Origin of the sequence: Rosettibacter primus (genome assembly GCF_036860675.1) — a bacterium.
Taxonomy (GTDB): domain Bacteria; phylum Bacteroidota; class Ignavibacteria; order Ignavibacteriales; family Melioribacteraceae; genus Rosettibacter; species Rosettibacter primus.
Window position 1 is genome coordinate 1 of record NZ_JAYKGK010000016.1, and the last position, 26,772, is coordinate 26,772.

Annotated in this window: 22 protein-coding genes; 9 read left to right on the forward strand and 13 right to left on the reverse strand. The window is 29.7% G+C overall.

Translation table 11 applies throughout. The annotated features are described in order from the left end of the window. Positions 1-999: 999 nt before the first annotated feature. Positions 1,000-1,935, forward strand: coding sequence for a calcium/sodium antiporter (locus VJY32_RS13770; RefSeq protein WP_353678512.1), 936 nt, complete (start codon positions 1,000-1,002; stop codon positions 1,933-1,935). Positions 1,936-2,390: 455 nt separating this feature from the next. Here the strand turns inward: VJY32_RS13770 and VJY32_RS13775 are convergent, their stop codons facing one another. From VJY32_RS13775 to VJY32_RS13785, 3 genes are all read right to left on the reverse strand, one after another. Further along, positions 2,391-3,512 carry a C-GCAxxG-C-C family (seleno)protein gene (locus VJY32_RS13775; protein WP_353678513.1) on the reverse strand — a complete coding sequence of 374 codons (1,122 nt, stop codon included), beginning with the start codon at positions 3,510-3,512 and terminating at the stop codon, positions 2,391-2,393. Between the two features lie 21 nt (positions 3,513-3,533). After that, a complete protein-coding gene (locus VJY32_RS13780) occupies positions 3,534-3,959 on the reverse strand; it encodes a tetratricopeptide repeat protein (RefSeq protein ID WP_353678514.1) in 426 nt (141 codons plus the stop codon). A gap of 207 nt (positions 3,960-4,166) precedes the next feature. Then, the gene (locus tag VJY32_RS13785; protein ID WP_353678515.1) at positions 4,167-5,489 is read right to left on the reverse strand and encodes a sigma-54 interaction domain-containing protein; all 1,323 of its coding nucleotides are present in this window, start codon (positions 5,487-5,489) and stop codon (positions 4,167-4,169) included. Between the two features lie 702 nt (positions 5,490-6,191). On the opposite strand from VJY32_RS13785, the gene VJY32_RS13790 reads away from it, so the two are divergent. Then, positions 6,192-7,511, forward strand: coding sequence for an NCS2 family permease (locus VJY32_RS13790; protein ID WP_353678516.1), 1,320 nt, complete (start codon positions 6,192-6,194; stop codon positions 7,509-7,511). Between the two features lie 34 nt (positions 7,512-7,545). Here VJY32_RS13790 and VJY32_RS13795 read toward each other — a convergent pair whose 3' ends face one another. From VJY32_RS13795 to VJY32_RS13805, 3 genes are read right to left on the reverse strand one after another with little or no spacing between them, the layout of a single operon-like run. Continuing rightward, a complete protein-coding gene (locus VJY32_RS13795) occupies positions 7,546-7,980 on the reverse strand; it encodes a hypothetical protein (protein WP_353678517.1) in 435 nt (144 codons plus the stop codon). A gap of 60 nt (positions 7,981-8,040) precedes the next feature. Next, positions 8,041-8,814: an AMP nucleosidase gene (locus tag VJY32_RS13800; protein ID WP_353678518.1), complete on the reverse strand. Its 774-nt coding sequence runs from the start codon at positions 8,812-8,814 to the stop codon at positions 8,041-8,043. Further along, a complete protein-coding gene (locus VJY32_RS13805; protein WP_353678519.1) occupies positions 8,804-9,385 on the reverse strand; it encodes a phosphatase PAP2 family protein in 582 nt (193 codons plus the stop codon). Before VJY32_RS13805 ends, VJY32_RS13800 begins: the two co-directional genes overlap by 11 nt. Before the next feature lie 184 nt (positions 9,386-9,569). Between VJY32_RS13805 and VJY32_RS13810 the strand changes: the two genes are divergently transcribed. The 5 genes from VJY32_RS13810 (at position 9,570) to VJY32_RS13830 (ending at position 16,942) form a co-directional block, all read left to right on the forward strand. Further along, a complete protein-coding gene (locus VJY32_RS13810; protein WP_353678520.1) occupies positions 9,570-11,816 on the forward strand; it encodes a PAS domain-containing hybrid sensor histidine kinase/response regulator in 2,247 nt (748 codons plus the stop codon). A 95-nt stretch (positions 11,817-11,911) separates the two neighbouring features. Continuing rightward, positions 11,912-12,418, forward strand: coding sequence for a hypothetical protein (locus VJY32_RS13815; RefSeq protein ID WP_353678521.1), 507 nt, complete (start codon positions 11,912-11,914; stop codon positions 12,416-12,418). Positions 12,419-12,421: 3 nt separating this feature from the next. Then, entirely contained in the window at positions 12,422-13,567 is a 1,146-nt protein-coding gene (locus VJY32_RS13820) for a 1-deoxy-D-xylulose-5-phosphate reductoisomerase (RefSeq protein WP_353678522.1), read from the forward strand. Positions 13,568-13,579: 12 nt separating this feature from the next. Further along, positions 13,580-14,932, forward strand: coding sequence for an RIP metalloprotease RseP (gene rseP / locus VJY32_RS13825; protein ID WP_353678523.1), 1,353 nt, complete (start codon positions 13,580-13,582; stop codon positions 14,930-14,932). Between the two features lie 192 nt (positions 14,933-15,124). Continuing rightward, positions 15,125-16,942: a TonB-dependent receptor plug domain-containing protein gene (locus tag VJY32_RS13830; RefSeq protein ID WP_353678524.1), complete on the forward strand. Its 1,818-nt coding sequence runs from the start codon at positions 15,125-15,127 to the stop codon at positions 16,940-16,942. Positions 16,943-17,118: 176 nt separating this feature from the next. Here VJY32_RS13830 and VJY32_RS13835 read toward each other — a convergent pair whose 3' ends face one another. The 7 genes from VJY32_RS13835 to rimO all read right to left on the reverse strand — a co-directional run bounded on the left by VJY32_RS13835 (position 17,119) and on the right by rimO (position 24,153). After that, positions 17,119-17,676, reverse strand: a complete 558-nt coding sequence (locus VJY32_RS13835) for a hypothetical protein (protein ID WP_353678525.1) — start codon at positions 17,674-17,676, stop codon at positions 17,119-17,121. 116 nt (positions 17,677-17,792) lie between these two features. Continuing rightward, positions 17,793-18,149, reverse strand: a complete 357-nt coding sequence (locus tag VJY32_RS13840) for a YraN family protein (RefSeq protein WP_353678526.1) — start codon at positions 18,147-18,149, stop codon at positions 17,793-17,795. Further along, positions 18,146-18,826, reverse strand: a complete 681-nt coding sequence (gene rnhB / locus VJY32_RS13845) for a ribonuclease HII (protein WP_353678527.1) — start codon at positions 18,824-18,826, stop codon at positions 18,146-18,148. The genes VJY32_RS13840 and rnhB overlap by 4 nt, the downstream gene beginning before the upstream one ends. Before the next feature lie 11 nt (positions 18,827-18,837). Continuing rightward, the gene (locus VJY32_RS13850; RefSeq protein ID WP_353678528.1) at positions 18,838-20,586 is read right to left on the reverse strand and encodes a BamA/OMP85 family outer membrane protein; all 1,749 of its coding nucleotides are present in this window, start codon (positions 20,584-20,586) and stop codon (positions 18,838-18,840) included. After that, positions 20,567-21,535 (reverse strand): 1-phosphofructokinase family hexose kinase, encoded by a 969-nt coding sequence (locus tag VJY32_RS13855; protein ID WP_353678529.1) that lies wholly within the window; start codon positions 21,533-21,535, stop codon positions 20,567-20,569. The genes VJY32_RS13850 and VJY32_RS13855 overlap by 20 nt, the downstream gene beginning before the upstream one ends. A gap of 33 nt (positions 21,536-21,568) precedes the next feature. After that, the gene (locus VJY32_RS13860) at positions 21,569-22,843 is read right to left on the reverse strand and encodes a GWxTD domain-containing protein (RefSeq protein ID WP_353678530.1); all 1,275 of its coding nucleotides are present in this window, start codon (positions 22,841-22,843) and stop codon (positions 21,569-21,571) included. A 17-nt stretch (positions 22,844-22,860) separates the two neighbouring features. Then, positions 22,861-24,153 carry a 30S ribosomal protein S12 methylthiotransferase RimO gene (gene rimO / locus VJY32_RS13865; RefSeq protein ID WP_353678531.1) on the reverse strand — a complete coding sequence of 431 codons (1,293 nt, stop codon included), beginning with the start codon at positions 24,151-24,153 and terminating at the stop codon, positions 22,861-22,863. Positions 24,154-24,310: 157 nt separating this feature from the next. Here rimO and VJY32_RS13870 point away from each other — a divergent pair, with 157 nt between their 5' ends. Together VJY32_RS13870 and VJY32_RS13875 are read left to right on the forward strand one after the other, a co-directional pair. After that, positions 24,311-25,651: a SpoIID/LytB domain-containing protein gene (locus VJY32_RS13870; RefSeq protein WP_353678532.1), complete on the forward strand. Its 1,341-nt coding sequence runs from the start codon at positions 24,311-24,313 to the stop codon at positions 25,649-25,651. Continuing rightward, positions 25,651-26,772: a glycosyltransferase family 4 protein gene (locus VJY32_RS13875; protein ID WP_353678533.1), complete on the forward strand. Its 1,122-nt coding sequence runs from the start codon at positions 25,651-25,653 to the stop codon at positions 26,770-26,772. The genes VJY32_RS13870 and VJY32_RS13875 overlap by 1 nt, the downstream gene beginning before the upstream one ends.

Here is a 26,772-nt window from a genome sequence, read left to right on the forward strand (position 1 = left end):
CAACTAATAAGAATCCTGCATATCAAGCAGGATTTTTTGTTTCTAAATTTACATTAAAAGCCTTTTAATCATTAGGGTCGGTGTCCCTCCAAAGGCGAGTAAATTCGAGCCCGCCCGCGCTCACTTAATAAAGCCTTGTAAGACTATAACTTACAAGGCTTTTAAGTTTTTAGAATCTATCCTTTTGGAAAAAGCAATTTCACTAAAGTAGAAACTCCTATAGCAATATTAAAAGCATTAACCACAGTGAGTTTGAATTCATCAATGCTTTGTATCAAATATAAATACCAATTTTATCCGTGATGTTGTGAATAATAATGTACCCAAACCGTTATAACCTGATACAAACTATTGATATATTCAAGCAAGAAATACATTTCAAATTTAATGATGAAGATGCACAATTTAATTTAGAGTAACAAATTATGTTTAAGGTGCGAAGAATCCAGTATAGAACAGTATACGATTTTTAAAAACAACAAGTTAGTAAACAAACTGCATAAATTTTACTTACCAATGATGGGAATTCATCTAAGAGGTAATAACTTAGCAGCGAAAAATTATTGGCATTCCATTTTTAGACTGTTGATAAAGTTGCGATTTCGTTAACGGTGCAAAAAATGAAACAATCGAAAATTTGAATTTTTTATTAAATTCTTTATTACTTTTCATAAAATCGATCATAAATATTAATTATATTATGTTTTGTTGAAGCTTTCTAATTAATTTTGAAATCAAATTTTCGCATTTATCACATAAAATTTTAAAATAAGAAAAAGAAAAATGTTGTTCTTATACTAATCGAATTAGGAACCCTTAGAATAAATTAAATTACAGGTGAAACAACAGAAATAATTATAGAAAAATTTATAATATAAAGTAAATGAAAATGATAAAATTTTTGACTAGAGGTGATGAGATTACAATTCAAATTAGTTTCATTAGCAAGAAGAAATGATAAAGTTTATAAATTAAATTCACAAACTAGAAAGGGGAATCGTGGAAATATTTTTCTTACTGTTCTTTGGACTTTTACTTCTGTTTATTGGTGGTGAACTTCTTGTAAGAGGTTCTTCTTCGTTAGCATTGGGTTTAGGATTAACTCCTTTAGTAGTTGGACTAACTGTAGTTGCATTTGGAACTAGTAGTCCTGAACTTGTTGTAAGTATACAAGCTGCATTAAAAGGCAATAGTGCTATATCTATTGGAAATGTAGTAGGTTCAAATATCGCAAATATTGCATTGATATTAGGACTATCTGCAATCATTAAACCAGTTATTGTTCAATCTTCTGCTGTTAAACGTGAAATACCATTTATGATTTTTGTAAGTTTAATTTTTACAATATTTGTAATTTCAGGACACATTTCCTTTATCTCTGGATTGACATTTATTTTACTTCTTATTCTTTATATAGTTATTTCAATTTATCTTTCTAAAAAGGATAATCAAAATGAATTAGCAGAAGCGGTTAAAATTAAATACTCAGTTTTCATTTCTGTTTTATTTGTAATATTTGGATTATTAGGTTTAGTTTTTGGTTCAGACTTATTTATACTGGGTTCCATCAAATTAGCAAGATTATTAGGTGCAAGTGAATTTATTATTGGATTAACTGTTGTTGCAGTTGGTACAAGTCTACCTGAACTTGTTACTTCAATAGTTGCTGCGATAAAGAATGAATCTGATATTTTGGTTGGTAATATAGTGGGTTCGAATATTTTTAATATCCTCGCTATTATTGGAATATCTGCGGTTATTACTTCAATTAATCTAAATCAGATTAATATTATTGACACCGCAGTTATGTTGTTTTTCAGCATTATAATTTTTCCAATGGGTTTCTTAAAGAAAAATATCTCAAGATTAGAGGGTTTTTTATTGTTTTTAGGATATATCTCTTATATTATTTACTTAGTTAAATTTAGTAATTAAAATCTGTTTAACTTTAGTTTTCAATATAGAACGATAAATATACTAAACAGCTAAACATATCAAAAAAATATGTTTATAAGTTTGTTCATTAAATAAAAAATAAATTTCCTTAAATTATGTTAAGTCCAAAATATCATTGAAAGAGGCATTCCTGAATATCTCCCAATACTTGATAAAATTTTTTACTAAATTTCGATTGAAATAGAAAACAAAAATTTGAACGCTTTAATTATTTGAGATTGATACGTGAATTTTGATGATACAAATAAACAGATTTACTTTTATAATATTGATTGGGAAAGAATCACTTCTCTTTTAGAAAATTCTATTGTTTCATTAAATCATTTTAGATTTATAATTCAGTTATTATGTGACTATTTAAGGGGTTGTCTTATGCATAATTTTATTTTGTTTGATAAGTATTTTTTTTCGACAACCCCCTCAATATTAAATCATTATTTCAATAAGTTCATCTTTCTTGTAAATTGATATTGACCTGCTGTCATTCGAGCAAAGTAAATTCCACTTGAAACTCTATTACCAGAATTATCCGTTCCGTTCCATTCTACTGTATATTTCCCCGGATTTAATATATCATAATCAATTAATCTTTTTACTTCTCTTCCCATCAAGTCATAAACTATAATTGAAACTTTTTCAGTTCTTGGAACAGAAAACTGAATTTTAGTAGATGGATTGAATGGATTAGGATAATTTTGCTCAAGATGAAAATCACTTGGAATTTCTCCGCTTACTTCAATTAATCCTGATACATTGTGAGGATCACCGTGACATGGTTCACAGTTCATTTGAGTCATTACATTATTAAATGCAGCTGTTCCATGACATCCCTGACATTGTGTAACATAAGGATGAGTAACATAAGTTGATTTAAATGTTTGAGCAAAGAAGGCATTCAATATTTCTGCTGTTTTAGCTGCAATATCACCAGAAAGTCGAGCACATCTTTCTTTTCTTTCTGTATCACTTACTTTCTTTTTTGCTATATTACACCACTGAGAAACAGAGGCATGGCAGAGAACACTACCACTTACACTTTGAGGCAACACATCGTTATATTTTTTGTCAATATATTTTCCATCAATAGCAGCTTGATTTGCTGCATTGGTAGGTAAAGCTTCTGAACATGCCCAGCCCCAAATTTCATTAATTAATTTTCCAGAATCAGCTTTAGATGTAACAAGACTAATTACAGCAGCAGCTCCATTTACAGCTCCACATAATGTTCCCCAACCATTTCCACCGCCTCTACCAAATAACATTACCTCGATTGGCATTGAATTCCATGGGTCACCTATTTTTTCTCTTAATGCTTCTACAAATGCACCAAAAACTCCAGATGCACAATCCTTATCACTCCAATATAAATGATGAGCTCTAATTCTAACATCTTCAGGATCTAAAGCTTGATAAGGCCAGGGCCAAGTGAAATCCTTAGGGCTTGCCAATATTTTGCCTCCAGCAAGAGCATTCAATCCAATTACTCCTGCCATTGCTCCAACTGCATACTTTGAAGTATTCGTTAAAAATTCTTTTCTTGTAATTTCTTTCGACATATTATTTTCTCCTATTTAGTTCTACTTTAGTCTTGATTTAATTTTACTTATAACGGAAGGAATTCTTTTATCTTCAGCATTTAAGTTGTAGGCTTTTTCAAAATATTGGACTGACTTTTCTCCATTACAGTATAGCCATAAAATTCCAAGTTCTAAAGACAAATCATATTCGCTTAAATATTCTGGTTTTTCATTCTCTATTTTTTTTACTAAATCAGGGCAGGGACAGTCTTCGGTTTCTGGATTTGTATTAATTATGAAATCAATGTCTTCTTTCACAAGTGAATAAAATAAATCCATGGCTTTTTCAAGTTCATTAACCTGAGTGTAACATATTATTAATTTCTTTTTAACACGCTTGTTATCTGGATATAATAATAAATAATTTTCCAGCTCTTCTTTTGCAGAAGGATAATCTCTTGTAAGAAAATGATAATTTCCTAACATAATGTTCATGCTATTTCAATAGCAAAATTATTGCCAGAGAATTAAAAATTTTGTCAGTTTACTATTTGAAATTTTTCTTTTTTTGCAGGAAAATTTTACATAAATATGGTGGGCAAATAAATCGTTGCATAAATTTGCAACAGTATTTTACAATTTATTTAATCACAAATAATTATCAGCATAAAATAATCTGTTGCAAATGCAACATTAATTTTGTCTAATTTTTTTCAGCCATCGCCATAATGTAGAACGGTTAACCCCTAAGATTTCTGCTACTTTTGATTTATTCCATTTATAGGTTTCAAGCAATCGGATTAATTCAGAAGTGCTAATTTTTTTGGTCTTTAATAATTTTTCCATGCAGATTTCATTTGAAGAAAAATTTCTTATTTGCTCAGGAAGACAGCACGGAGTCAGCAAATGTTCTTTTTTAGATCTTATTACAGCATATTCAATAGCATTTTCGAGTTCTCTTATATTCCCGGGCCAATTGTAACTCATTAAAATATCAAGAGCGGTTTTATCGATATCAAGAATATCTTTTTGATAAATCAAATTAAATTTTTTGATAAAATATTTTATGAGATAAGGAATATCTTCTTTCCGTTCTCTAAGTGGGGGCAGTTCAATTGGAATAACATTTAATCTGTAATAAAGGTCCTCACGAAATTTTCCTTCTGCAATTGCATCTTTAATTTTAACATTAGTAGCTGCAATAATTCGAACATCTACATGCCGTGTGATTGATTCTCCTAATCTTTCAAAGGTTCCATTTTGAATTACCCTTAATAATTGTGATTGGGTTTGAAGAGGCATTTCAGCAATTTCATCAAGAAAGATTGTACCTTTGTCTGCTAGTTCGAATCTACCAACACGGTCTTTGACTGCATCTGTAAATGCACCTTTTGTATGACCAAATAGTTCGCTTGCAAGTAATGTAGGAGGCAAAACTGCACAGTTAACTTTAATATATTTTTCATTTTTCCTTTTGCTTGTCATTTGAATTGCATCGGCAATCATCTCTTTGCCTGTTCCTGTCTCGCCCTGAATCAAAACATTTGCATCTGTATAAGCAATTTCATGAATTAAATTAAAGATATTTATCATTGAACGAGTGTTGCCAACGATACCATAAAAATGTTCATCACTTCTTGCGCTTTCTCTTTCATTTATATAAGTCGAAATATCTCTAAAAGAAATTACTCCACCCGATGGTTCTCCTTTTTCATTTTTTATTACTGAAGCACTTAACCTGACAAATTTAATTGTATTATCTTTTATTCTTAACTTTGTTCTTAAGTCAAATATATTTTCACCAAACTTTAAAGCTCTTGCAATAGGACAATTCCCATAACATAAATCTGATTGAAAAATATTTTTGCAGAATTTCCCAATTACTTCTTCACTCTTAAAACCCGTTATCTTTTCAGCAGATTTATTAAAAAAATTTATCTTAAAATTTTCATCTACTGTAAAAATTCCATCAGCTATCGAATTTAGTATATTGTTTTTTAAGTCTTCACTACTCATATCAATAATTCTTTTTGATTTTCACATATAAAAATAATAAAAAGATATTGATAGCCGAAATACGGGATAAAAAATTCTAAACGTTAAAGAATTACAAAGTCTATTTTAAGTCTGCTTTAGTTAAAAGAAAAATTTCAGAAAATATTCATAACGAAAAGGATGTGAGACTTAAAATCCCTCTCTTTTTAAGAGATTTAGGGAGATTTTTTACAATAAATGATATCATAGACAAGAAAGAAAAATTTAGAAATGTAAATTTTTTAAGCTTCTTCGTCACTCGCCATTGACGAGTTCCTCAGAATGACAGAATAAAAGTCATTCTGAATGAAGCGAAGCTGAATGAAGAATCTCTTTTGAAAAGTAAATTTATTTTTTAGTTTCTTCGTCGACAACCGTTGGTTGTTTTCTAAGAATGACAGAAAAGTAGAATTTTCATTCTTGCTGTTATTGCATTACAATGGAGGAATTAGACAATATTAATAATCAATGAATTCATGCCTGCCCATTAAGGCAGGTTTATACTGGAATCATTCATTGAATTTTTCTTAAGTTTCCATATATCAAAAGGTTTGAAGCTCCCCAAAAAATACTACCTAATTCTTAATTGTCTAAATAAATAAATCCTGATTTATAAAAACATATTCTTGCAATTTATCTTTTTTCTTTTCTTATTGTATTAATAATTCATGTGGAATTATTAATATGATAAAAGAATATTTCCAGTTCGAAAAATACAATACTGATTTCAAGACAGAAGTAATAGCAGGCTTAACAACATTTTTAGCATCAATGTATATTATTGTTGTTAATCCTTCTATACTATCATCCGCAGGAATGCCCTTTGAAGGGGTTCTTACAGCTACAATTTTAGTTAGTGCATTTAGCAGCATCATGATGGGGATTTATGCAAAGAATCCAATTTTAATTGCTCCAGGAATGGGAATAAACGCTTTCTTTGCTTACTCAATAGTTTTAGGAATGGGTATCAGGTGGGAAGTTGCACTTGGAACTGTATTTTGGTCAGGCATAATTTTTTTAGTTCTATCCATTTTGAATATAAGAACATTAATTCTAAAATCAATTCCAAAACAAATTAGATTTGGTATTTCAGCTGGCATAGGATTATTTATTACTTTTATTGGTTTTGTTAATGCTAAGTTTATTGTAAGTAATCCTGCTACAATTATTGGAATCGGTAAGTTAGATGCTGCAGTAATTACTTTTCTTATTGGTTTAATTATAACTTCTATTTTAGTGATAAAAAAAGTTAAAGGAGCTTTAATATTAGGAATTGTCATTACAACTTTTTTATCTATTCCGATAGGTAGAATTTATGGTGATGCTTTTGCAAGTTTTGGCACATCAACATTAATTTCTTGGAAAGGTTTATTTGCGAATCCTGATTTCAGTCTTATTTTCAAACTCGATTTGATTGAATCAATAAAATTTTCCTTGTTCCCTGTAATTTTTGCTTTTCTTTTTACAGATATGTTTGATTCAATTGCCACTTTCATTGGAGTAGCAGAAGCTGGAAATTTACTTGATGAAAATGGTGAACCACTAAGAATAAAAGAATCTCTAATTGTTGATGCATTCTCAACAACAATTTCTGGATTATTTGGAACAAGTTCAGGAACCAGTTACATTGAATCAGCCGCAGGCGTTGAAGAGGGAGGAAAAACTGGTTTGACGGCTGTGATAGCTGGTCTTTTGTTTTTACCTTTTATGTTTTTCTCACCGCTAATTTCAATAGTTCCACCAATTGCAACTGCACCTGCATTAATTCTTGTCGGTGTCTTTATGATGAAACCAATTACTAAAATTAACTGGAATAACTTTGATGATTCTATTCCTGCTTTTCTTGGAATGATATTAATTCCATTAACTAACTCAATAACTCAAGGAATTATATGGAGTTTTCTTTCTTGGACCTTAATAAAAATTTTTATCGGGAAAAAAGTAGAAGTGAGTTTAATGTTAATTATAATTGATTTGTTCGCAATCTTAGCATTGGTAGTATGAATTTAACAATAACTGAAAAAATTATACAGTTAAACTAATTAACACTCAGAAGCAAAAACCCTTTATCAATTTTAACAAATTTAAAATTTGTTTTTAATTTTTCTTCGCCGCTAATAAATGTTACTTCTGCAGTGTATATATCAATATTATTTTCTTTAGAAACTGTAACTTTTCCGGTTTCGTAATTTGAACTGATGTCTAAAAGTGCAGAAATTCTTTTACAAATTCTTTTCACCTGATTCAACTCCTCTTTATTAGAAGCATCGAAAGAGGTTTTATATTCTCTACTTTTATCTTCACCAGTGTATGCAATTATACTGGCAGCTTTTTCAAAAGATTTTTCTTTACTATAATTTAAAAGTTTTGTTAGTGTTTCTTTAATTATTTTCTCATCTGAGTTTTGTGCATAAACAGAAGAATAACTCAGAAGAATGGCCAAACCAAAAATTATAAATAAAAATTTTTTCATAGATTTCCTCTCAATAAATTAATGCATTGATTGAACATTATAAAATAATTAATGTTTCATTCAGAAAGTAAAATGTTTAATTTGTTCACCCTTCGCACCAATTTCTGTCATTGCTTCAATTCCGATATCAAGATGGACATCAGTATAAAGTTGTGTAATAAGTTTATCAGATTCTTCTGTTTTAATTCCTTCAGGAAACATTGGTAAATCAGAAACAAGCAATAAAGCTCCGCGAGCAATTTGATTTGCATAACCAACAATAAATAAGGTTGCGGTTTCCATATCAATGCCAATAACCCCAATTCTTTTTAGATATTGCTTAAAATTTTCATCCCATTCCCATAATCTTCTATTTGTTGTATAAACAACACCAGTGCGATATTCCATATTGCGTGCAACAATTTTATCGGAAACAAACTTATGAAGTTTGAATGATGGCAGTGCAGGAACTTCTGGAGGCAGGTAATCATTACTTGTTCCTTCTCCTCTTATTGCAGCAATTGGAAGAATAAAATTTCCAATTTCTGTAGATTGTTTCAAACCTCCGCATTTCCCTAAGAACAAAACACCCTTTGGATTTCTTGCAACAAGTAAGTCCATAATTGTTGCTGCATTTGCAGAACCAATTCCAAAATTCACTATTGTAAGACCATTATTGTTGGTAGCAGTTTGCATTGGTCTTCCTATTCCTTTAATATCACAATTGAATCTTTCAGCAAATTTAATTATGTAATTATAAAAATTTGTCAACAGCAGATAATCACCAAATTCATCTATTTTAGTTCCAGTATATCTTGGCAACCAGTTTTTTGCAATTTGAAGTTTAGTTTTCATAGTTGCTTTTACCCTTTTTAATTTTCTCGTCATAAAATTTTTCTATCAACATTACAAAATAAGAAAAAAGAATTCCAAGCAACGAACCAATTACTGCTCCACCCAAAATATCCGAAGGATAATGAACTCCAACATAAGGTCTTGAAAAAGCAATTAGAGAAGCCACACTTATTAAAATCCATTTAAATTTTGGAAATAGTTTACCGAAATAAATTGCAACTGCAAAATTATTAACTGCATGAGATGATGGAAATGAAAATGAACCGGTGCATCCAACAAGCAGATTAACGTCATTAAGCACATTGCAAGGTCTAATTCTTGCAAATAAATTTTTTATAAATACACTGCTTAACTGGTCTGAAACCACAATCAAGAATATTAGAATTAGAGCAGATATTTTTCCTCTTTTCCCGCCCTTTATTATGAGAATTAAATACAATATTAAATAAGTTATATACCAATTTTTTACATCAGTTATGAAAACAAAAAATTTATCGAACACTGGATTTGAAAGTGAATGATTAATAAAATAAAATATGCTAAGGTCTATTTGATAAAATAAATCGCTCATAAACTAAAATCACAACTTAAGATTTAGCTTTTCAATTTTTTGGTTGAATTTCATTTATTTATTAAATTGTTTGGAGAATAAAATATTTTATATCTGAAAGTTCAAAATAATTAAAAAAATTAAACAACATTGTAGTTAAACTTACTTAAAAAATTAAGAAAAAGTTCATTTTGAAATAAAATAAGTGGGTAAATCGATTACAACACGACCATCATCAAAAACTCTTGAGTTAAAAGTTCAGGAGTTTATAAAACAGGAAAACAAAAAACAATTACTGCCTCCTTTCAGGTCGTTAGCCACATTTACTGCTGCAGCGGGAATTGTTGCTCTAATATTTGAAGTCATCTACTTTGCAGAGCATAGCATTCAACATTACATTTCTCGCTTAACATCAGTTTTAATTGCTTTTATTCTGCTGGCATTATCAAACACAAAATTTGGGAAAAATCATCCTGCTGTCCTGGTTCACATTTTATTGCTTTCAATTGTTATTTCATTCGGAGTATTGATTTATCTCGAACCTCATACTCTTGTTTTCAATTCTCATATAATCAGCTTAATAATTTTTACTGCAGCATTATTCTTAAGCTGGGAAGTAAAAGATCAGATAATTGTAGCAATTTATTACAACTTAGTTTTTGTTACTTCAATATTGTTCAGCAATCCATCAATTACTTCGCTCCCAAACATGTTCGAATCAATTATTCTGGTCTTGATTATAAGTGTAATGGCAATTGTAGCAAGTTATATCAATTATAGATTAAGACACGAAGCACTTCTAAAAAGTTACGAGGTTGCATTATCAGAAAGAAAGTTCAGAAATATTTTTGAAAATTCAACGGAGGGAGTTTTTCAAATTCTTCCTACAGGCAAATTTACTGCTGTTAATCCAGCATTTGTAAAAATTCTCGGTTATTCTAGCGATGATGATGTTTACAAATTAAATTTCATTGATAATTTATTTAAAAGAAAAGCTGATTGGGACCTGCTCCATAAATTATTGGAAAAACAAGGAAGAGTTAGAAACTACAGAGTACAATTCCTAAAAAAAGATGGTTCTGAAATTACAGCTCGAATTAATATAAGAATTAGTTACGATGAAGAAGAAAATATTACTTACTACGAAGGAAGTCTACAGGACATAACTCAACAGGTTCAAGCAGAAAATGAAAGACAAAAAGCACTTGAAGCATTAAGACAGGAGAAACTCAAATCCGATTTAGCTGCTCAAAAAGCTCAGCAAGAAAGCAGTTATAAAACAAAATTTCTTGCAAATATGAGTCACGAAGTTAGAACACCAATGAATTCTGTTATGGGATTTTTAACTTTGATTGAAAATGATTTGTTCGAAAGTAAAGAAGAATTAAAAGCATTTGCCCGAGATGCAAGACTTGCCGCTGAATCACTCCTTGACATTATAAACAATATTCTTGATATATCCAAGATAGAAGCCGGGAAAATGGAACTTGATATTGAAGAATTTGATATTAGAGATGAAATTCATAAAGTCTATTCAATTATGGGGCAAACTGCCCGTCAGAAAGGAATTGAACTTGAAGAGGAAGTTGATTCAGAAATACCAGAAAAAATTTATGGAGACCCAACAAGATATAGACAAATTGTTTTGAATCTTGTAGGAAATGCAATAAAATTTACAGACGAAGGAAAAGTAAAAATTACTGTAAAACAAAAATCGAGGACAATCAATACAGTAGAAATTATAACTTCGGTGGAAGATACAGGGCATGGCATTCCTGCCGAAAAAATTCCAATGTTATTTGAACCTTATGTTCAGGTAAAAAGCAAAAAAGATAAAAAAGAAGGCTCAGGTTTAGGTCTGGTAATCGCAAAAGAATTTGTTAAGCTTATGGGTGGAGATATCAAAGTAGAAAGCAAAATTGGCATTGGAAGCAAATTTTATTTTAATGCATTTTTTAAACTCCAGCCAGTTGAAAAAACCGAAGGAAACATTCTGGAAATCCCTCAAAAATCTGAAAACGAGAAACAAGAAGTTGAAACAGTTGAAAAATTACAGGAAGAAAAGCAATTAAGAAAAAAATTACTGCTTGTTGAAGATAATCCAATAAGTCAAAATTTAGAATGTAAAATTTTACGGGAAGTTGGTTATGATGTAGAAGCTGTTTCAAATGGAAATGATGCTATCGATGCTGTAAAAACAGGCCAATTCGATTTAGTATTAATGGATATTGAAATGACTGATATGGATGGAATTACTGCTACAAAAAAAATCAGAGAAATTCCGGGAAGTATTGGTAAAATTCCAATTATTGCTGTTACCGCTCATTCAAGTATGAAAGACAGAGAAAAATGTCTTGCAGCTGGAATGAACGATTATATTGCCAAACCAATAAATATTCATTTTTTAAAACTTACAATTGACCAATGGCTTAACAGGCCATACAGGGACTAATTACATTTCATTTTTTATGACTAAGGTTTTCTCACTAATGTTAATTTGGTGGTATGAATTATCTCGTCATCTTTTTTTATATTTAAGAGCACAAAATGAAAGGAATCACAATGGATTTCTATCCGACTTTATTAACCTTACATATAATTTTTGCTGGAGGATGGATTATCAGTTTTATTTCTGATTTGTATTTGAAATCTAACATAACTAAGAATAAAGGCTTGGCATGCGAAAAAAATTTAATTAGACTTTATCTCAAACTATCAAACCTAACAGGAATGATAAGTGCTGCTGGAATTTTAATAACCGGTATTTTTCTTGTTTTAATAAATCCTGCTTATTCATTTTTTCAAATAACTTCAAATCATTGGCTAACAACCAAACAAATACTGATGCTAATTTTGCTTCTCATAATCTTTCTTTACATAATTCCTTCAGCAAAAAAATTAAAAACTGCATTAGGAGAAAATCTGAATAGCAATAATCCGATAAATGAAGAAGGATATAATTACCTTAAAAAAATTTTTAGATTAAACCATATTATAAATTTAATTGTGATAATAAATTTCTTACTTGCAATAACTCATAGATTTATGAATTAAATTATGAAGAAAATTTTAATCTTAGGTTCAACAGGCTCTATTGGTAAGAATGCTCTTGAAATTATAAGAAACTTCAAAAATGAATTTTTAGTTGCGGGTTTAACAGTTAATGATAACATCGATTTACTTGAAGAACAAATTAATGAATTTAATCCATCTTCTGTTGTTGTTAAAAACAAAGAAAAAGCAAGAGAACTCAAAAAACGCACTGGTAATAAATGCAGAATTATTGAAGGTGAAGAAGGTCTTCTACAAATAACAAAAGAGGAAGATTATGATATTCTTCTTTCGGCAATAGTTGGCATTGCAGGACTTAAACCAACAATTGAAGCAATTAAAAAGAACAAAAGAATCGCTCTTGCCAATAAAGAAACTCTTGTGGTTGCAGGAGAAATTATCATACAACTTTTGAATGAATATAATTCTGAAATAATTCCTGTAGATTCTGAACATAGTGCAATATTTCAATGTTTGAAGGGAGAAGAAAAGAAAGATATAAATAAAATTATTCTAACAGCTTCAGGTGGACCGTTTTTAAATAAAAGCAAGGAAGAATTTTGTAATGTTACAATCAAGGAAGCATTGAGTCATCCTAACTGGAAAATGGGGAATAAAATTACAATTGATTCAGCAACAATGATGAACAAAGGACTCGAAGTAATCGAAGCTTTCTGGTTATTTGGGCTTTCCAAAGATCAAATTGATGTTGCCATACATCCTCAGTCAATAATTCATTCAATGGTAGAATTTAAGGATGGTTCAATAAAAGCGCAGCTAAGTCTTCCCGATATGAAACTTCCTATCCTTTATGCCCTTTCTTATCCAAAAAGATTTAATTATTCTGATGTATTAACCGATATAAAAAAAATTGGTCAACTTATATTTTTTGAACCTGATTTTGATAAATTTGTATGCCTGAAGTTAGCATATGATGTAATTGAAGAAGGTGGAACGGCTCCCTGTATTCTGAATGCAGCAAATGAAGTAGCAGTTGAAAAATTTTTAACAGGAAAAATTAAATTTTCTCAGATTCCGGATTTAATAAAAGAAGCACTCGATGCAATAAATAATCACAGTCGAGCAACATTAGAAAATATTTTTGAAGTAGACATAAAAACAAGAGAGTTTTTAAATAAAAAATATAATTAAGAGAAAATCATAATGGATTATATAATTTACTTTATCATAACAATTGCAATACTTGTATTCATTCATGAATTTGGACATTTTGCTGCTGCAAAATTATCCAAAATGCGTGTTGATATTTTTGCTATAGGTTTTGGCAAGCGACTTTTAGGCTGGAATAAATTAAATGGATTTACTTTTGGTGATTTACCAGCTGATTGGGATGGACAGGGAAATACTGATTACAGAATCTGTCTATTTCCACTTGGTGGTTATGTTAAAATTGCCGGCATGATTGATGAAAGTCTTGATACTAAATTCATTCAAAGTGAACCGCAGCCATATGAATTCAGGTCAAAATCAACATTACAAAAGCTTTTTGTTATCAGTGCCGGCGTCATAATGAATTTAATCCTAACTCTTGCAATATTCTGGGGGATTAATTATTTCATTGGCAAACAGGTTTTTAAATCAACAACAATCAGTAAAATTGATAAGGGCAGCATTGCTGAGAAAGTTGGATTTCAATCTTATGACAAAATAATTTCAATAAATAATAAGTCAGTAAAAAACTGGGATGATGTAGTTGAAAATATTTTTACACCCGATAATCAAAATATCTATGTCAAAGTTCTGAGAAATAGTGATACTGTTACTTTCAATTTTTCAAGTAGGGCTGTAACAGAAAATTCACAAAATGGGTTCTTTATTTTTCCTTATCCTACTCAACCTTATATACAAGATGTAATGAAAAATTCTCCAGCAGAAGAAGCAGGAATAAAACCTGGCGATATTTTTATATCAATAGCAGGAATAAAAGTTCAGGACCGTGAGCAAGTTGTTCAAATCATTTCTTCAAACAAAGAAAAAAATTTAGAAATTGTAATCCTCAGAAATAATGATACATTAAAAACAGTTGTTAATCCTGGCATCGAAGGAAAAATTGGGATTGCCGTTAGTGACGCTTATACAGGAGAATTTGAGTATAAAACTTATGATGTACTTTCTGCATTCACACACAGCGTCGCAAATATTGGCAATTATACTGTTTTGACTTTTGGCATGCTTAAAAAAGTAATTACTGGAAAAATTCCATTTAATCAAGCATTTGGCGGACCGGTTAAAATTGCACAGTATGCAGCTAAATCAGCAGATTCAGGAACAATTTCATTTCTATATTTTCTTGCAATGCTCAGTTTAAGTCTTGCAATTATTAACATTCTTCCTTTCCCTGCACTTGATGGTGGACATTTTATTATAATATTTCTTGAAGGAATTTTCAGAAGAGAACTTCCACTAAAAGTTAAAATAGCAATTCAAAATGCGGGATTTATAATTTTACTTATACTGATGGCTTTCATCATTTATAACGATTTAATAAGTCTATGATTTATTTGTTCTTTTAATTCTACATTATTACTTCCACTCTTCTGAAAATTTAAGTCACATCCTTAATCCCAACATGCCAAAAGCATGACCCAGGCGGGATAATAAAAATTTTCAGAAGCAGGCAATAACCAATCTTTATGAACTTATGTTTAATCATTTTTTTATTTATTCATTAATAAAAAGGGAGGATAAATGAAAAGAATAATTCTTCTTTTGTTATTCATTTTTGTTATTAATCAATTTAGAATATACTCACAAGAAAAAGAATATAAATTAGATGATGTTGTTGTAACTGCTTACAGAACTCCTGTTGAATATTTTAATTTATCACGTATCGTTACAATCTTAACTCATGAGGATATAAAAAATCTTCCTGTTAATAATATTCAGGATTTACTTCAGTATATAAATGCGCTTGATTTAAAAGTGCGTGGTACAGAAGGAATTCAAGCAGATGCAGGAATAAGAGGAGGAACTTTTGAACAAACATTAATTATGATTGATGGAATCAAATTAATTGACCCTCAAACGGGTCATCACAATTTGAATTTACCAATTTCACTTGAAAATGTGGAGCGAATTGAAGTTTTAAAAGGACAAGGTTCCCGAACATTTGGGGCAAATGCTTTTGGAGGAGCAATTAATATTATTACTAAAAAATCAAAAGAAAAAACTTTTTCAATTTCAGCTCTCGGTGGTGAACATGGATTATACGACATCAATTTATTCTCTTCTTATCCGATAAGCATAACAGGAAACAATTTTACTTTTTCAAGAAAGAAATCAAATGGTTACAGAGAGAATACAAATTTTGATATTACATCATTTTCGATAGGACAGAACTTTACAATCAAAAAAAATCTGTTTAATCTTTTCTTTGGTTATGTTGATAAAAAATTTGGTGCATATAATTTTTATTCCGATAGATTTCCAAATCAATGGGAACAAACGACAACAAAAATTTTTAGCTCTTCTGCTGAAATTGGAAATGAAAAAATTAATGTTTCTCCCAAAATTTTCTGGCGCAGAAATGATGATGACTATATACTTGACAAAACACGTCCTGATTGGTACCACAATATTCATAAAACTTATTCGTATGGATTTGAAATCCAAGCATCAATTAAATCTTTACTGGGCACAACAAGTGTTGGCAGTGAATTAACAAAAGATGAAATTAAAAGTTCGAATCTTGGTTCTCATCAAAGAAGTAAAGGAGGATTTTTTCTCGAACATTTAATTGATTCTTACAAAAATTTTACAGCTTCAGCTGGAATATTCATTTATAATTATTCAACCATTGGTTGGAAAGTCTGGCACGGGGCAGATGTATCTTATAAAATTTCGAATATATCAAAAGTTTTTGCTTCTTTTGGCAAAGCATTTAGAATACCAACTTTTACAGAACTTTATTACACGAGTCCAGCTAACATGGGCAATCCGGATTTGAAACATGAAGAAACAACAAATTATGAAATTGGATTTTCATCTTTTCAGAAAATCTTTATGATTGATTTAAGCTTTTTTATCAAAGATGGAAAGAATATTATTGATTGGGGCAGAATTTCAAAAGATGAACCGTGGAAAGTAGAAAACATTGCTGAAGTAAAAACTTATGGAACAGAAATTAATTTACAAATTCTGCCTCAAAAAATTGATTACCGAATTCCAATAAAAAAAGCTGAGATTAGTTATACTTACTTAACCATGAATCGAACAACAGGTAAATACGAATCAAAATATTTATTGGATTATTTACAACATCAATTATTACTAAGTATCAATCATGAACTGCCATTTGGATTTGAGCAGAACTGGCATTTCAGATATGAAAAAAGAGTAAACTTTGATGCCTATTTAATTATCGATTCGCAAATCAGTACTCAATTAAGTAAGTTCCACATTTTTATTCGAGCAACAAATTTATTCAACAAAGAATATTCTGATTTTGCAGGTCTTCCGCTGCCTGGCAGATGGATAAGTGCTGGTATTAAATATCAACTTTTATAAAATAGGAACCTATGAAAAATAGATTTCTAATTGTCCGTCATTTTCTATAAAGTGGAAATCTTCTTAATAAATCAATGGATTGCCGTTTACACAGAAATGAAGCATTGAATTTCTCAGAAGTCTTAATAACAAAACGGGGTAAACAAATTTATTGTTTACCCCCTTTAATTCTAAATTTAATGAGTGAAAAAGTAATTTATTCCCGCACCAATACTCAAATTGTTTGAGCTTTTGCTTATGTTATTCATTAAAATAATTGAATAAGAAACAAAAGGTTCGAAGGCAATTTCCTTGCTCAAAAAATAATTTAATCCACCTGTGAAAAAAATTTCCGTGCTGTAATATTCTGTTTGAAAAACTTTAACATAATCAATACCTGCGCCGAGAAACGGAATAAATTTTTCAGCATTAAAATAATAACGGAAAAATGAACCAATTGAAAATTGTCTGCTGTATGATTTGCCAACAAAATCACTCGAAGTATATTTTGACTCAAAATATAAGAAACCCAACTTGCCGGAAATCATAATGTTATCTGTTATAAAATATCCCAATGATGGAGAAGCAGTTAATCTGAATTCTTCATTACTTGATTTTTCGTAATTATAATTCGCATAACTGATATTTAAAGTTCCTCCTAAAGTATATACATCTCTTTTGAGAGGATTCTGACAAAATAATGTTGTGGAAAATATAATTGAGATTATGAAACAAGATAATTTTGAAGTGCTCATGTTTTATTTCCCTCATATTATTGAATGAATGTTTTTATTATTATTGTAATAAAGTTATTTCTCCCTCGAACTCAATTGCAAATTATCAAATTCATAAATTTTTCCAAAGAATATTTTTAAATAACATTTATATAATGATTTATTTGTGGTTTCTGGTTTGGCAGATGTAAAATTGAAATAACATCAATTCTGCATGATTGGTCAAAAATATTCTTTTGATAAATATAAGCTTCTGCAGTTTTTCTAATTTGATTTTTTTTATTCTTCGTAATGGAATCTTCAGGATATCCATACTCAAGAGATTTTCTGTATTTAACTTCGATAAAAACAATCGTATCTCCATCTTTAGCTATTATGTCAATTTCACCATGGCCATATTGATAATTTCTCTCTAGGATTTGATAACCGAGTTCTGAAATAAATTTGCAGGCAAGTTCTTCTCCCTCTTTGCCCGTCTTTCTCTTGTTTTTCATTTTATAATATTCTTCAAAAATGATTTTCTATGAAGTGGTGTAATGCCAAAATTTTTTACAGCTTCAATATGTGACTTTGTTGGATAGCCTTTATTTCTTTCCCAAAAATATTCCGGGTATACAAGAGCCGCTTCTTTCATAATTCTATCTCTTGTAACCTTTGCTAAAATGGAAGCTGCAGCAATCGAAAATGATTTTGAATCTCCTTTTACAATTGTTCTTATCACACTATCATTTAATGAAAAAGATTTGTTGCCATCAATTAACACTAAATGAGGTTTGACTTCAAGTTTTTCTACAGCATACTTCATAGCTTTTAGAGATGCCTGCAATATATTTATTTCATCTATCTCATCATGATTAACACAAGCGACAGCATAACTTACACAATTCTGAATTATCCATTCATAAAGATTCTCTCTGATTTTTTCAGAAAGTTTTTTTGAATCATTTATCTGAGGATGAAAAACACTTTCATCAAAAATTACAGCAGCAGCAACAACAGGACCTGCTATAGGTCCTCTCCCTGCTTCGTCAACTCCAGCAATCAATTTTATTTTTTTTGTTAAAAATGAATTATCAAAAACTTTTAACGAATTATAATGCATTGATATTTGAACAAAATTAATTTCGAAAAGCAATTTAACATTTTTATAAAATGTTATGAAAAAATTCATTGAACGAAAAATCAGAATCCACTAATTAAACCAAAATGAATTTTACCTTGAGAAAAAGAATCCCCTTTTGCCAGAGCAAAACTTACACCTAATATTCCAATTCCTGTTTCTACATTTAATCCAAGTCCATAACCAATTTTAAATTTTTCTGAGAGATTCTCATTCGAATTATCATGTGAAATATAGCCAGTATCGAAAAATAAAAATGCATAAGTTTTATTAGTAAGAAGCAATCTGTATTCAATGTTTGTCCATAAAATTCGTGTTCCTGAAAATTGCTTTTCTTTATAACCTCGTAATGAACTTGTCCCTCCAAGTAAATACAAATCGCTGATTTCGATATCTGAGCCTTTCAATTCTCGTGCATGAACTTTTAATGCTGCAACTTGATTTGAGAGCAATTCTTTAAAAAATTCAAAATCAATTTCCAATCTTTGAAGATTTAGTTCTGACTTTGTTTTCTCTGTAAAAAATTCTTTTGGTCCATAAATTTTCTTAAATGTATACTTGTATGCATTACTAAATAAAATTCCTTTTCTTGTTGAGTAATAATCATCTCTTGTATCAATTTTAAAATTTACTCCTGTAGTTATTGATGAAGAATTAAACACAGTAAAAATTTTGTTTTTTCTTTCTATTGGAATTGTAGATTGAGAGTTAATCAAAATTGAAGCAGAAATTTCAGAAGTTGCTAAATATTCTAATATGCCTTCGTAATTTCTCTGAATGTATGTTGAATCCTGAATTCTTTGAAACATGCTTCCTGATAAATTAAAGGGGAAATTAAAAATCCACGGCTCAGAATATCTTAGTTCAAGTTCCTGTGTATTTCTATTTTCTCTTTGCCATCTTATCAAAGCAGCTCTTCCTGTCCCAAATAAATTTCTAAATCCAAGATTTATAAAACCTGTAAAATAGCCTTTTTCTTTTCCACCGGCAGGTACATAACCAATTATTCCATCAAAATTGTTTGTGACTTTTTCCTTTACAGATATTTTCAGAACTCCCTCATTTCTATTATTGATAAAATAAGCTGGAACTTCTATGTGCTCAAAAAAATTCAGCTTGTTTAATTTTCCAGGAATAGCATCAATTGTTTTTTGATTATATTCATCACCAATACTTAATCCAAGCTCTCTAAGTATTACTCTATCTTTAGTTTTATTATTGCCTGAAATATCGATGCGGTTTATTACTCCTTTAATTCCTTTATCAATATTTAAAAATATGTCAACATAATTTTTTTTTGATGATGAGTCAGAATAAAAATAAATTGAATTTATTTTTACAGATGCAAATGGATAGCCGTTGTTTTCATAATAATCAAGAACATTGCTAATCGCGTTTTCAAAAATTTCTTTTGAAAATATTTCTTGTGATAGTTGTGAAAATATTTTTGATAAATGAGATGAATCCTTAGTATCACTATTATATTTAATGTTTGATATAAAGATGGGGCCATTTTCTTTAATATTGATTAGTAAATTTATCTTTGTAGAATCAACTGGTTGCAATATTGTTTTTACATCAGCAAAAAAATAACCCCGTTCTTGAAGAGCTGATAAAATATTTTTTTTAATTGAATCATCAATGCCCTCATAAATTTTAGTTCCTTTTGAAATGCCTGCCCAGTCAAAGTAATTTTTTTCAGTATATATTTTGTTTCCATGAATTTCTATAGAATTTACAACTTGAGCAAAAATTATTTGACAAAAGAAAAAATAAAGAATAATCTGTGTTCTAATAATTTGGTGTGTCATCGATAATTTTCATTTTCTTGCCTACAGGTTCAACAATAATATCGGACAAATATTTTTCATATTCATGTTTAGCAACATTGCATGTTTCTAATTTAGTAGCATTAGCAATTCCAAGAGCAGTAGCAATTTTAACAAAATCATCAAAAACCTGAGAGTTTTCCAGCCCATAGGCTATTCCAGCTGTAAAAGCATCGCCGCTGCCAGTAGAATCCACAGGTTCTACTGAAGGAAAAGAAATTTTATAAATGAAATCGAATTTGGAGGCAAAAAAATAATTTGCACCATCAGTTAGAAAACTAAGTTTAATTCCTTTTGCATAAAGATTTTTTAAGTAATTAATTTTTTCTTCATCATTATGAAGTTTAATTGAAAGCGATTCTTCTACTTCAGAAATATTGTTATGAACAACAGTTGGTGAAACATTTAAGCAATCATTTAAATGCTTTCCATAAGTATCAAGGATTGAAATTTTATCATATTTATTTGCAAGTTCAATTCCAAAAGGGAATATAGAATTTGTTTCATCACACGGCGAGCTTCCGGAAAACACTACAATCGAACAATTTTGAATCATTCTCTCAAGTTTATTTTTAAATTCACCAGCTTCTTCTTTAGAAATTTTACTGTTAATCCCAAAAAATGTTGTTATTCTTTTTGTATCATTTTCAATAATAACATCAGCAATGCGGGTTTCTGATTTAGTCGACTGAATTGAAAAATTAATTTTTTCTTCTGTTAAAATTGACCTTAAAATCTTTCCATTATTTCCGCCTAAAAAAGTCAAAGCAGAATTTTGAATTCCAAGATAATTTAATTGCCTACTTACATTTATTCCTTTACCACCAGCAGCATATTTTTCATCAATGCATTTATTGTTTTTGCCTAATTCAACCGAATGAAAAACTAATCTTCTTTCAAGCAAAGGATTAAGTGTTACTGTAAGAATCATTTGGGATATAATTTAATTTTAACAAAAATTTTTTCAGGGCCTATAACCTGGCCAACGGCTATAGTCAGGATTTATTAATCTATAATCGCCAAATCCTGTTTGGTCAACAAAAATAAATGAGCGATTCAATTCGTAATAATCCCAGATTTCATATGGTCTTGAATTTGGTTCAAGTGGGTGACGTTCAACATAACTTGGCGGACCAAAGGTTATATAAATCATTCCCATATCCGAACGCCAACCATCGCGTCCCCAACCTTTAAAATTTTTATTTGCATATTCTACTCTTCTATAATACTCAATCAGAATAGGATTTTCATCCATCTTTGGATTTGGTTTTCTTTTATCCCAGAACGCAAGAAAGCGTTCTAATTTTTCTTCATATGTTTTCCCTTCTTTAATAAAACCTAATTCATTGGGACTTGCAATATAAATCATTTGTTCAATGGCTTTATCCAGGTCGTCTATTGATTTAGGTAACCCAGTAATTATTGAATACAATCTTTTTTCTGTAAAAGCGAGGTCGTTATTTTCATTGTCTTTCAAATTAATTGTGAGTTTATAATCACCTAATTTAAAGTTGGTATTTTCAAAAGTATAGAATATTGAATTAGTGCCTTTTCTAATTTTATATGATGCTGATTGTTCAATTGAGGAATTGTTTTTCAAGTCTTCGAGTATGTATTCAAGAATCACATCTCTTTCCTTATCCGAATAAACTTCAAAATAAATTGGTAAACTTTTAGTTCTATTAGTTACTGTTTTAGAAACATTCGGAACAATTTTTTCTCCTGATGTATCTTTAATAACATCAGTAACAAAAATAATATCACTCAAACCAAGAGAATCCGAAATTGGATTTATTTTAATTTTATAATCAAGTGAATAACTTTTACGCGAGTCAATATCTTCGAGTATGCATGTAAGAAAATATTCTCCGGGTACAAAATCGAAGGTTTTATAAGAAAGATTAAAATTGTTTTTTGAAATTGTATTTTCAAAGTCATCAGTGCTTACTTTTTCTTTCCAGATTCTTTCGAACAAAAGATTTTTTTTGTCTTTATCATAAAATACCAATGACAAATTATAGCTTGCATTAAAGTTATTGTTCTGTTTAATAAATTGTATGCTGGAATAAGGAACCTGAATAAATACATCCAGACGGGTTTTAGCTGGTGTTGAATCAATATAATTAGCAAAATCAACAAAGAAAGCTTGTTGTTTAAACTGGCTTACTCCACTTGAAGACTCAACTTGAGCATACAAACAGCCGCCAATTAAAAGCATATATAAAATTATTCTTTTCATTTTATAAATCCTTTCTTTCACTTTAATTTACCAAATAAATCATACTCGTTGCAATCATAAATTTCAGCACTATAAAATTTACCAACTTGAATGTGATTTTTATTTTTTTGTATATAAACTTCACCATCTACTTCAGGGGCATCTCTTTGAGTTCTTGCTATATAAAATTCGTTTTCTTTATCATCAATTATAACTTTTAATGCTCTGCCAATTAGTTCTCTATTTTTGTTTAATGAGATTTCTTTTTGAATTTCCATTAATATAGCCTTACGTTCTTCTTTTATTTCTGATGGAATAGTATCACCAAGTTTATAGCTTGCTGTGTTTTCTTCCATTGAATAAGTAAAAACTCCAAATCTTTCGAATTTTATATCTTGAACAAAATCACAAAGTTCCTCAAAATCTTTTTCTGTTTCCTCTGGGTAACCAACAATAAAAGTAGTTCGAAGAGTTAAATCAGGAATTTTGTTTCGCAGTTTATTAATTAATTCAATAGTTCTCTTCTTTGTTATTCCTCTTCTCATTGATTTTAGAACATTATCCGAAATATGCTGAAGGGGGAGGTCAATGTATTTGCATACTTTTGGATTTGATGAAATTGTTTCAATTAAATCTTCCGGGAAATGTGATGGATACGCATACATGATTCTAATCCATTCAATACCATCAATCAATGAAAGTTTATTAACTAATTCAGCAATATTTCTTTTACCGTATAAATCTTTTCCATAATCTGTGGTATCCTGCCCAATTAAAATTAATTCCTTCACGCCTTTCGAGGAAAGAAATTGAGCTTCTTTAACTAAATCTTCCATCTGTCTCGATTTGTGTTTGCCACGCATCAGCGGAATTGCACAAAAAGAACATGGATGATCGCAGCCTTCTGATATTTTTAAGTAAGCATAATGTTTTGGAGTTGTTAATAATCTTTCTCCAATTAATTCATATTTAAGATTTCCTCCAAATTCTCTCAATACACTTTCATAAGCTTCTGTTCCAAAGAATGAATCAACTTCTGGTATTTCATTTCTTAATTCCTTAGCATATCTTTCTGAAAGACAACCAATCACAACTACTTTTTTAATTTTACCTTCTTTTTTTAATTCTGCTGCTTCGAGTATTGTGTTTATTGATTCTTCTTTTGCTGCTTCAATAAAACCACAGGTATTTATTATTAATGCATCAGCTTCTTCTAAATTTTTTGTGAGTTCTATATGATTCAGTTTTAACTGATTCATCAATCTTTCAGAATCTACTGTATTTTTTGAACAGCCAAGTGTTATAACTGAAATTTTATTTCTCTTCTTCATAACCTTGATTCTTTGTTGCACAAAGATAAATAATTAATCTTGCTCGTAGAAACGAAAGGATAACAAAATAATAAAATTCATATACATTATTTCTTTCTCTATTTATTTAACATCTTCATTACTATATTTATGACAAGAAAATTTTATAATTGAGTTTATGAACTATCCAGAAATTAGTATAGGCATATTAAGCAATAAAGAAATTCGGTTTGATTTATATGGAGAATTTTTTGAGAATACCACAAATAAAGGATTAAGCGGAAATTTTTTAGCAACTCTAAATAACAATAAAATCATTTTAACTCAGAATTCGAGAGAAATTTTTTCTTCGGAAGAAATTATTCTTACTCCTAAAGATATAGAAGAAGAATCCTTTGTTCTCTACGATGTTATAATAGGCAAACAATTTCACTGGGAAAGAAAAGAAAAACAAAGATTTCGCGGAACTCTAAAAATAATAATAGATGAAAATAATTTAACTGCCATAAATATTATTCCTCTTGATGAATATCTTGTTAGTGTAATTTCTTCCGAAATGAGTGCAAATTGTTCTATTGAATTACTGAAAGCTCATGCTATAATTTCAAGAAGCTGGGTATTAGCACAGTTAGAAAAAACAAAAAATTTTTCTTCAATAAATGAAGTTATTACTGAAAATGAAATAATTCGATGGTATCACCGAAACGACCACACAAAATATGACTTCTGTGCCGATGACCACTGCCAGCGGTATCAAGGAATAACAAAAATACTAAACGAAAAAGCCTATGAAGCCGTAGATATGACACGGGGTTTAGTTTTAATGTATGACAACAAAATATGTGACACACGTTACTCAAAATGTTGTGGAGGAATTACTGAATCCTACGAAAATGTCTGGGAACCTGTAAGATATCATTATCTTGTTCCAGTTCTCGATTACAAATTTGAAGTCGAGGGACTCGATTACGATTTAACTAAAGAAGAAAATTTTGAACATTGGATAAAATCTTCTCCTCATGCTTTTTGCAATACTACAAACAAAAAAATTCTTTCTCAGATTCTAAATCAATTTGATATTCAAGAAAATATTTCTTCCGAACAAAATTATTACAGATGGAAAATTGAATATTCACAGGATGAAATTTCTGATATAATATTATCAAAAAGTGGAATAGATTTTGGCAATATTGTTGATTTAATTCCAATCGAAAGAGGTTATTCAGGAAGAATTATTAGATTAAAAATTATTGGAACAAAAAAAACTTTAACCATCGGGAAAGAACTCGAAATAAGAAAGACATTATCAAAAACTCATCTCTACAGTTCTGCATTCATTACTAAAAAAGAAAATATAATTGGCAATATTCCATCGAAATTTATTTTATATGGCTGTGGCTGGGGCCATGGCGTTGGATTATGTCAGATTGGTGCTGCTGTTATGGGAGAAATGGGTTATTTATTTGATGAAATTCTATCTCATTACTACAAAGGTGCTAAAATTCATAAGATTTATTAATGAAAATACTTAAGACATGTTTATCAAAAAGTTGGGGTGGTCTGGAAATGTTTGCTCTCCAGACAGTCAAAGAACTCTTAAAGAAACAAATTAATGCTGAACTGTTATGTTATCCAGATTCAAAAATTCATAAGGAAGCAGCTGCAGAAGGAATTATTACTCATACATCAAAATTCACAGGTTATTTTCATCCATATGTAACCATTAAAATTGCTTCTTTTCTAAAAAATAATAATTACAATATAATTCATTGTGGTGCTTCAAAAGATTTATGGTTAATTGTTCCTGCTTTGAAATTAGCAAATATCAATACTCCATTAATTCTTTCCAAACAGATGGGTTCATACATTATCAAAAAAGATATCTTTCATAAATTTATATACAGCAGGGTTACTTATGCTCTCGCAATAAGTAATGTTATTGCAAAAAATTTAGTTGATACTACTCCTCTCCCGGAAGAAAAGATTTTGCTACTTCATAATGCAATTGACACAAACAAATTTAATCCAGAAAAAGTCAACAGAATGAATGTAAGAAATGAATTTAAAATTAAAGATGATGAAATTTTGATAGGAATGATAGCAAGATTTAGTCCGGGCAAAGGTCACGAAGAATTTTTATTTGCAGCTAATGAACTGACTAAAAAATATGATAATATAAAATTTATGATTGTAGGCGAAGCAAGCAAAGGTGAAGAAGAGTACGAAAAAGAAATTAAAAGACTTTCCCACAATCTCGGTTTAACAGATAAGATTATTTTTACAGGTTTCAGAAAAGATACTCCAGAAGTTTTAGCAGCAATGGATATATTTGTTTTTCCTTCTCATGCAGAAGCATTTGGCATTGCTCTCGCAGAAGCATTGAGTATGGGGAAACCATCTATCTGTTCAAATTCAGATGGAGTTTTAGACATTGCCGTTGATGGAATTACTTCGCTACTTTTTGAAAAACAAAACTGGAAAAATCTATCAGAAAAAATTGAGAAATTAATTCTTAATCCAGATCTAAGAGATAAACTTGGAACCGCTGCAAGAAAAAGAGCAGTTGAGTTTTTTGATTTAAATGTATTCTCCGATAAACTCATAAGTATTTATGAAAAGGTTATTAAAGAAAGGAGATAA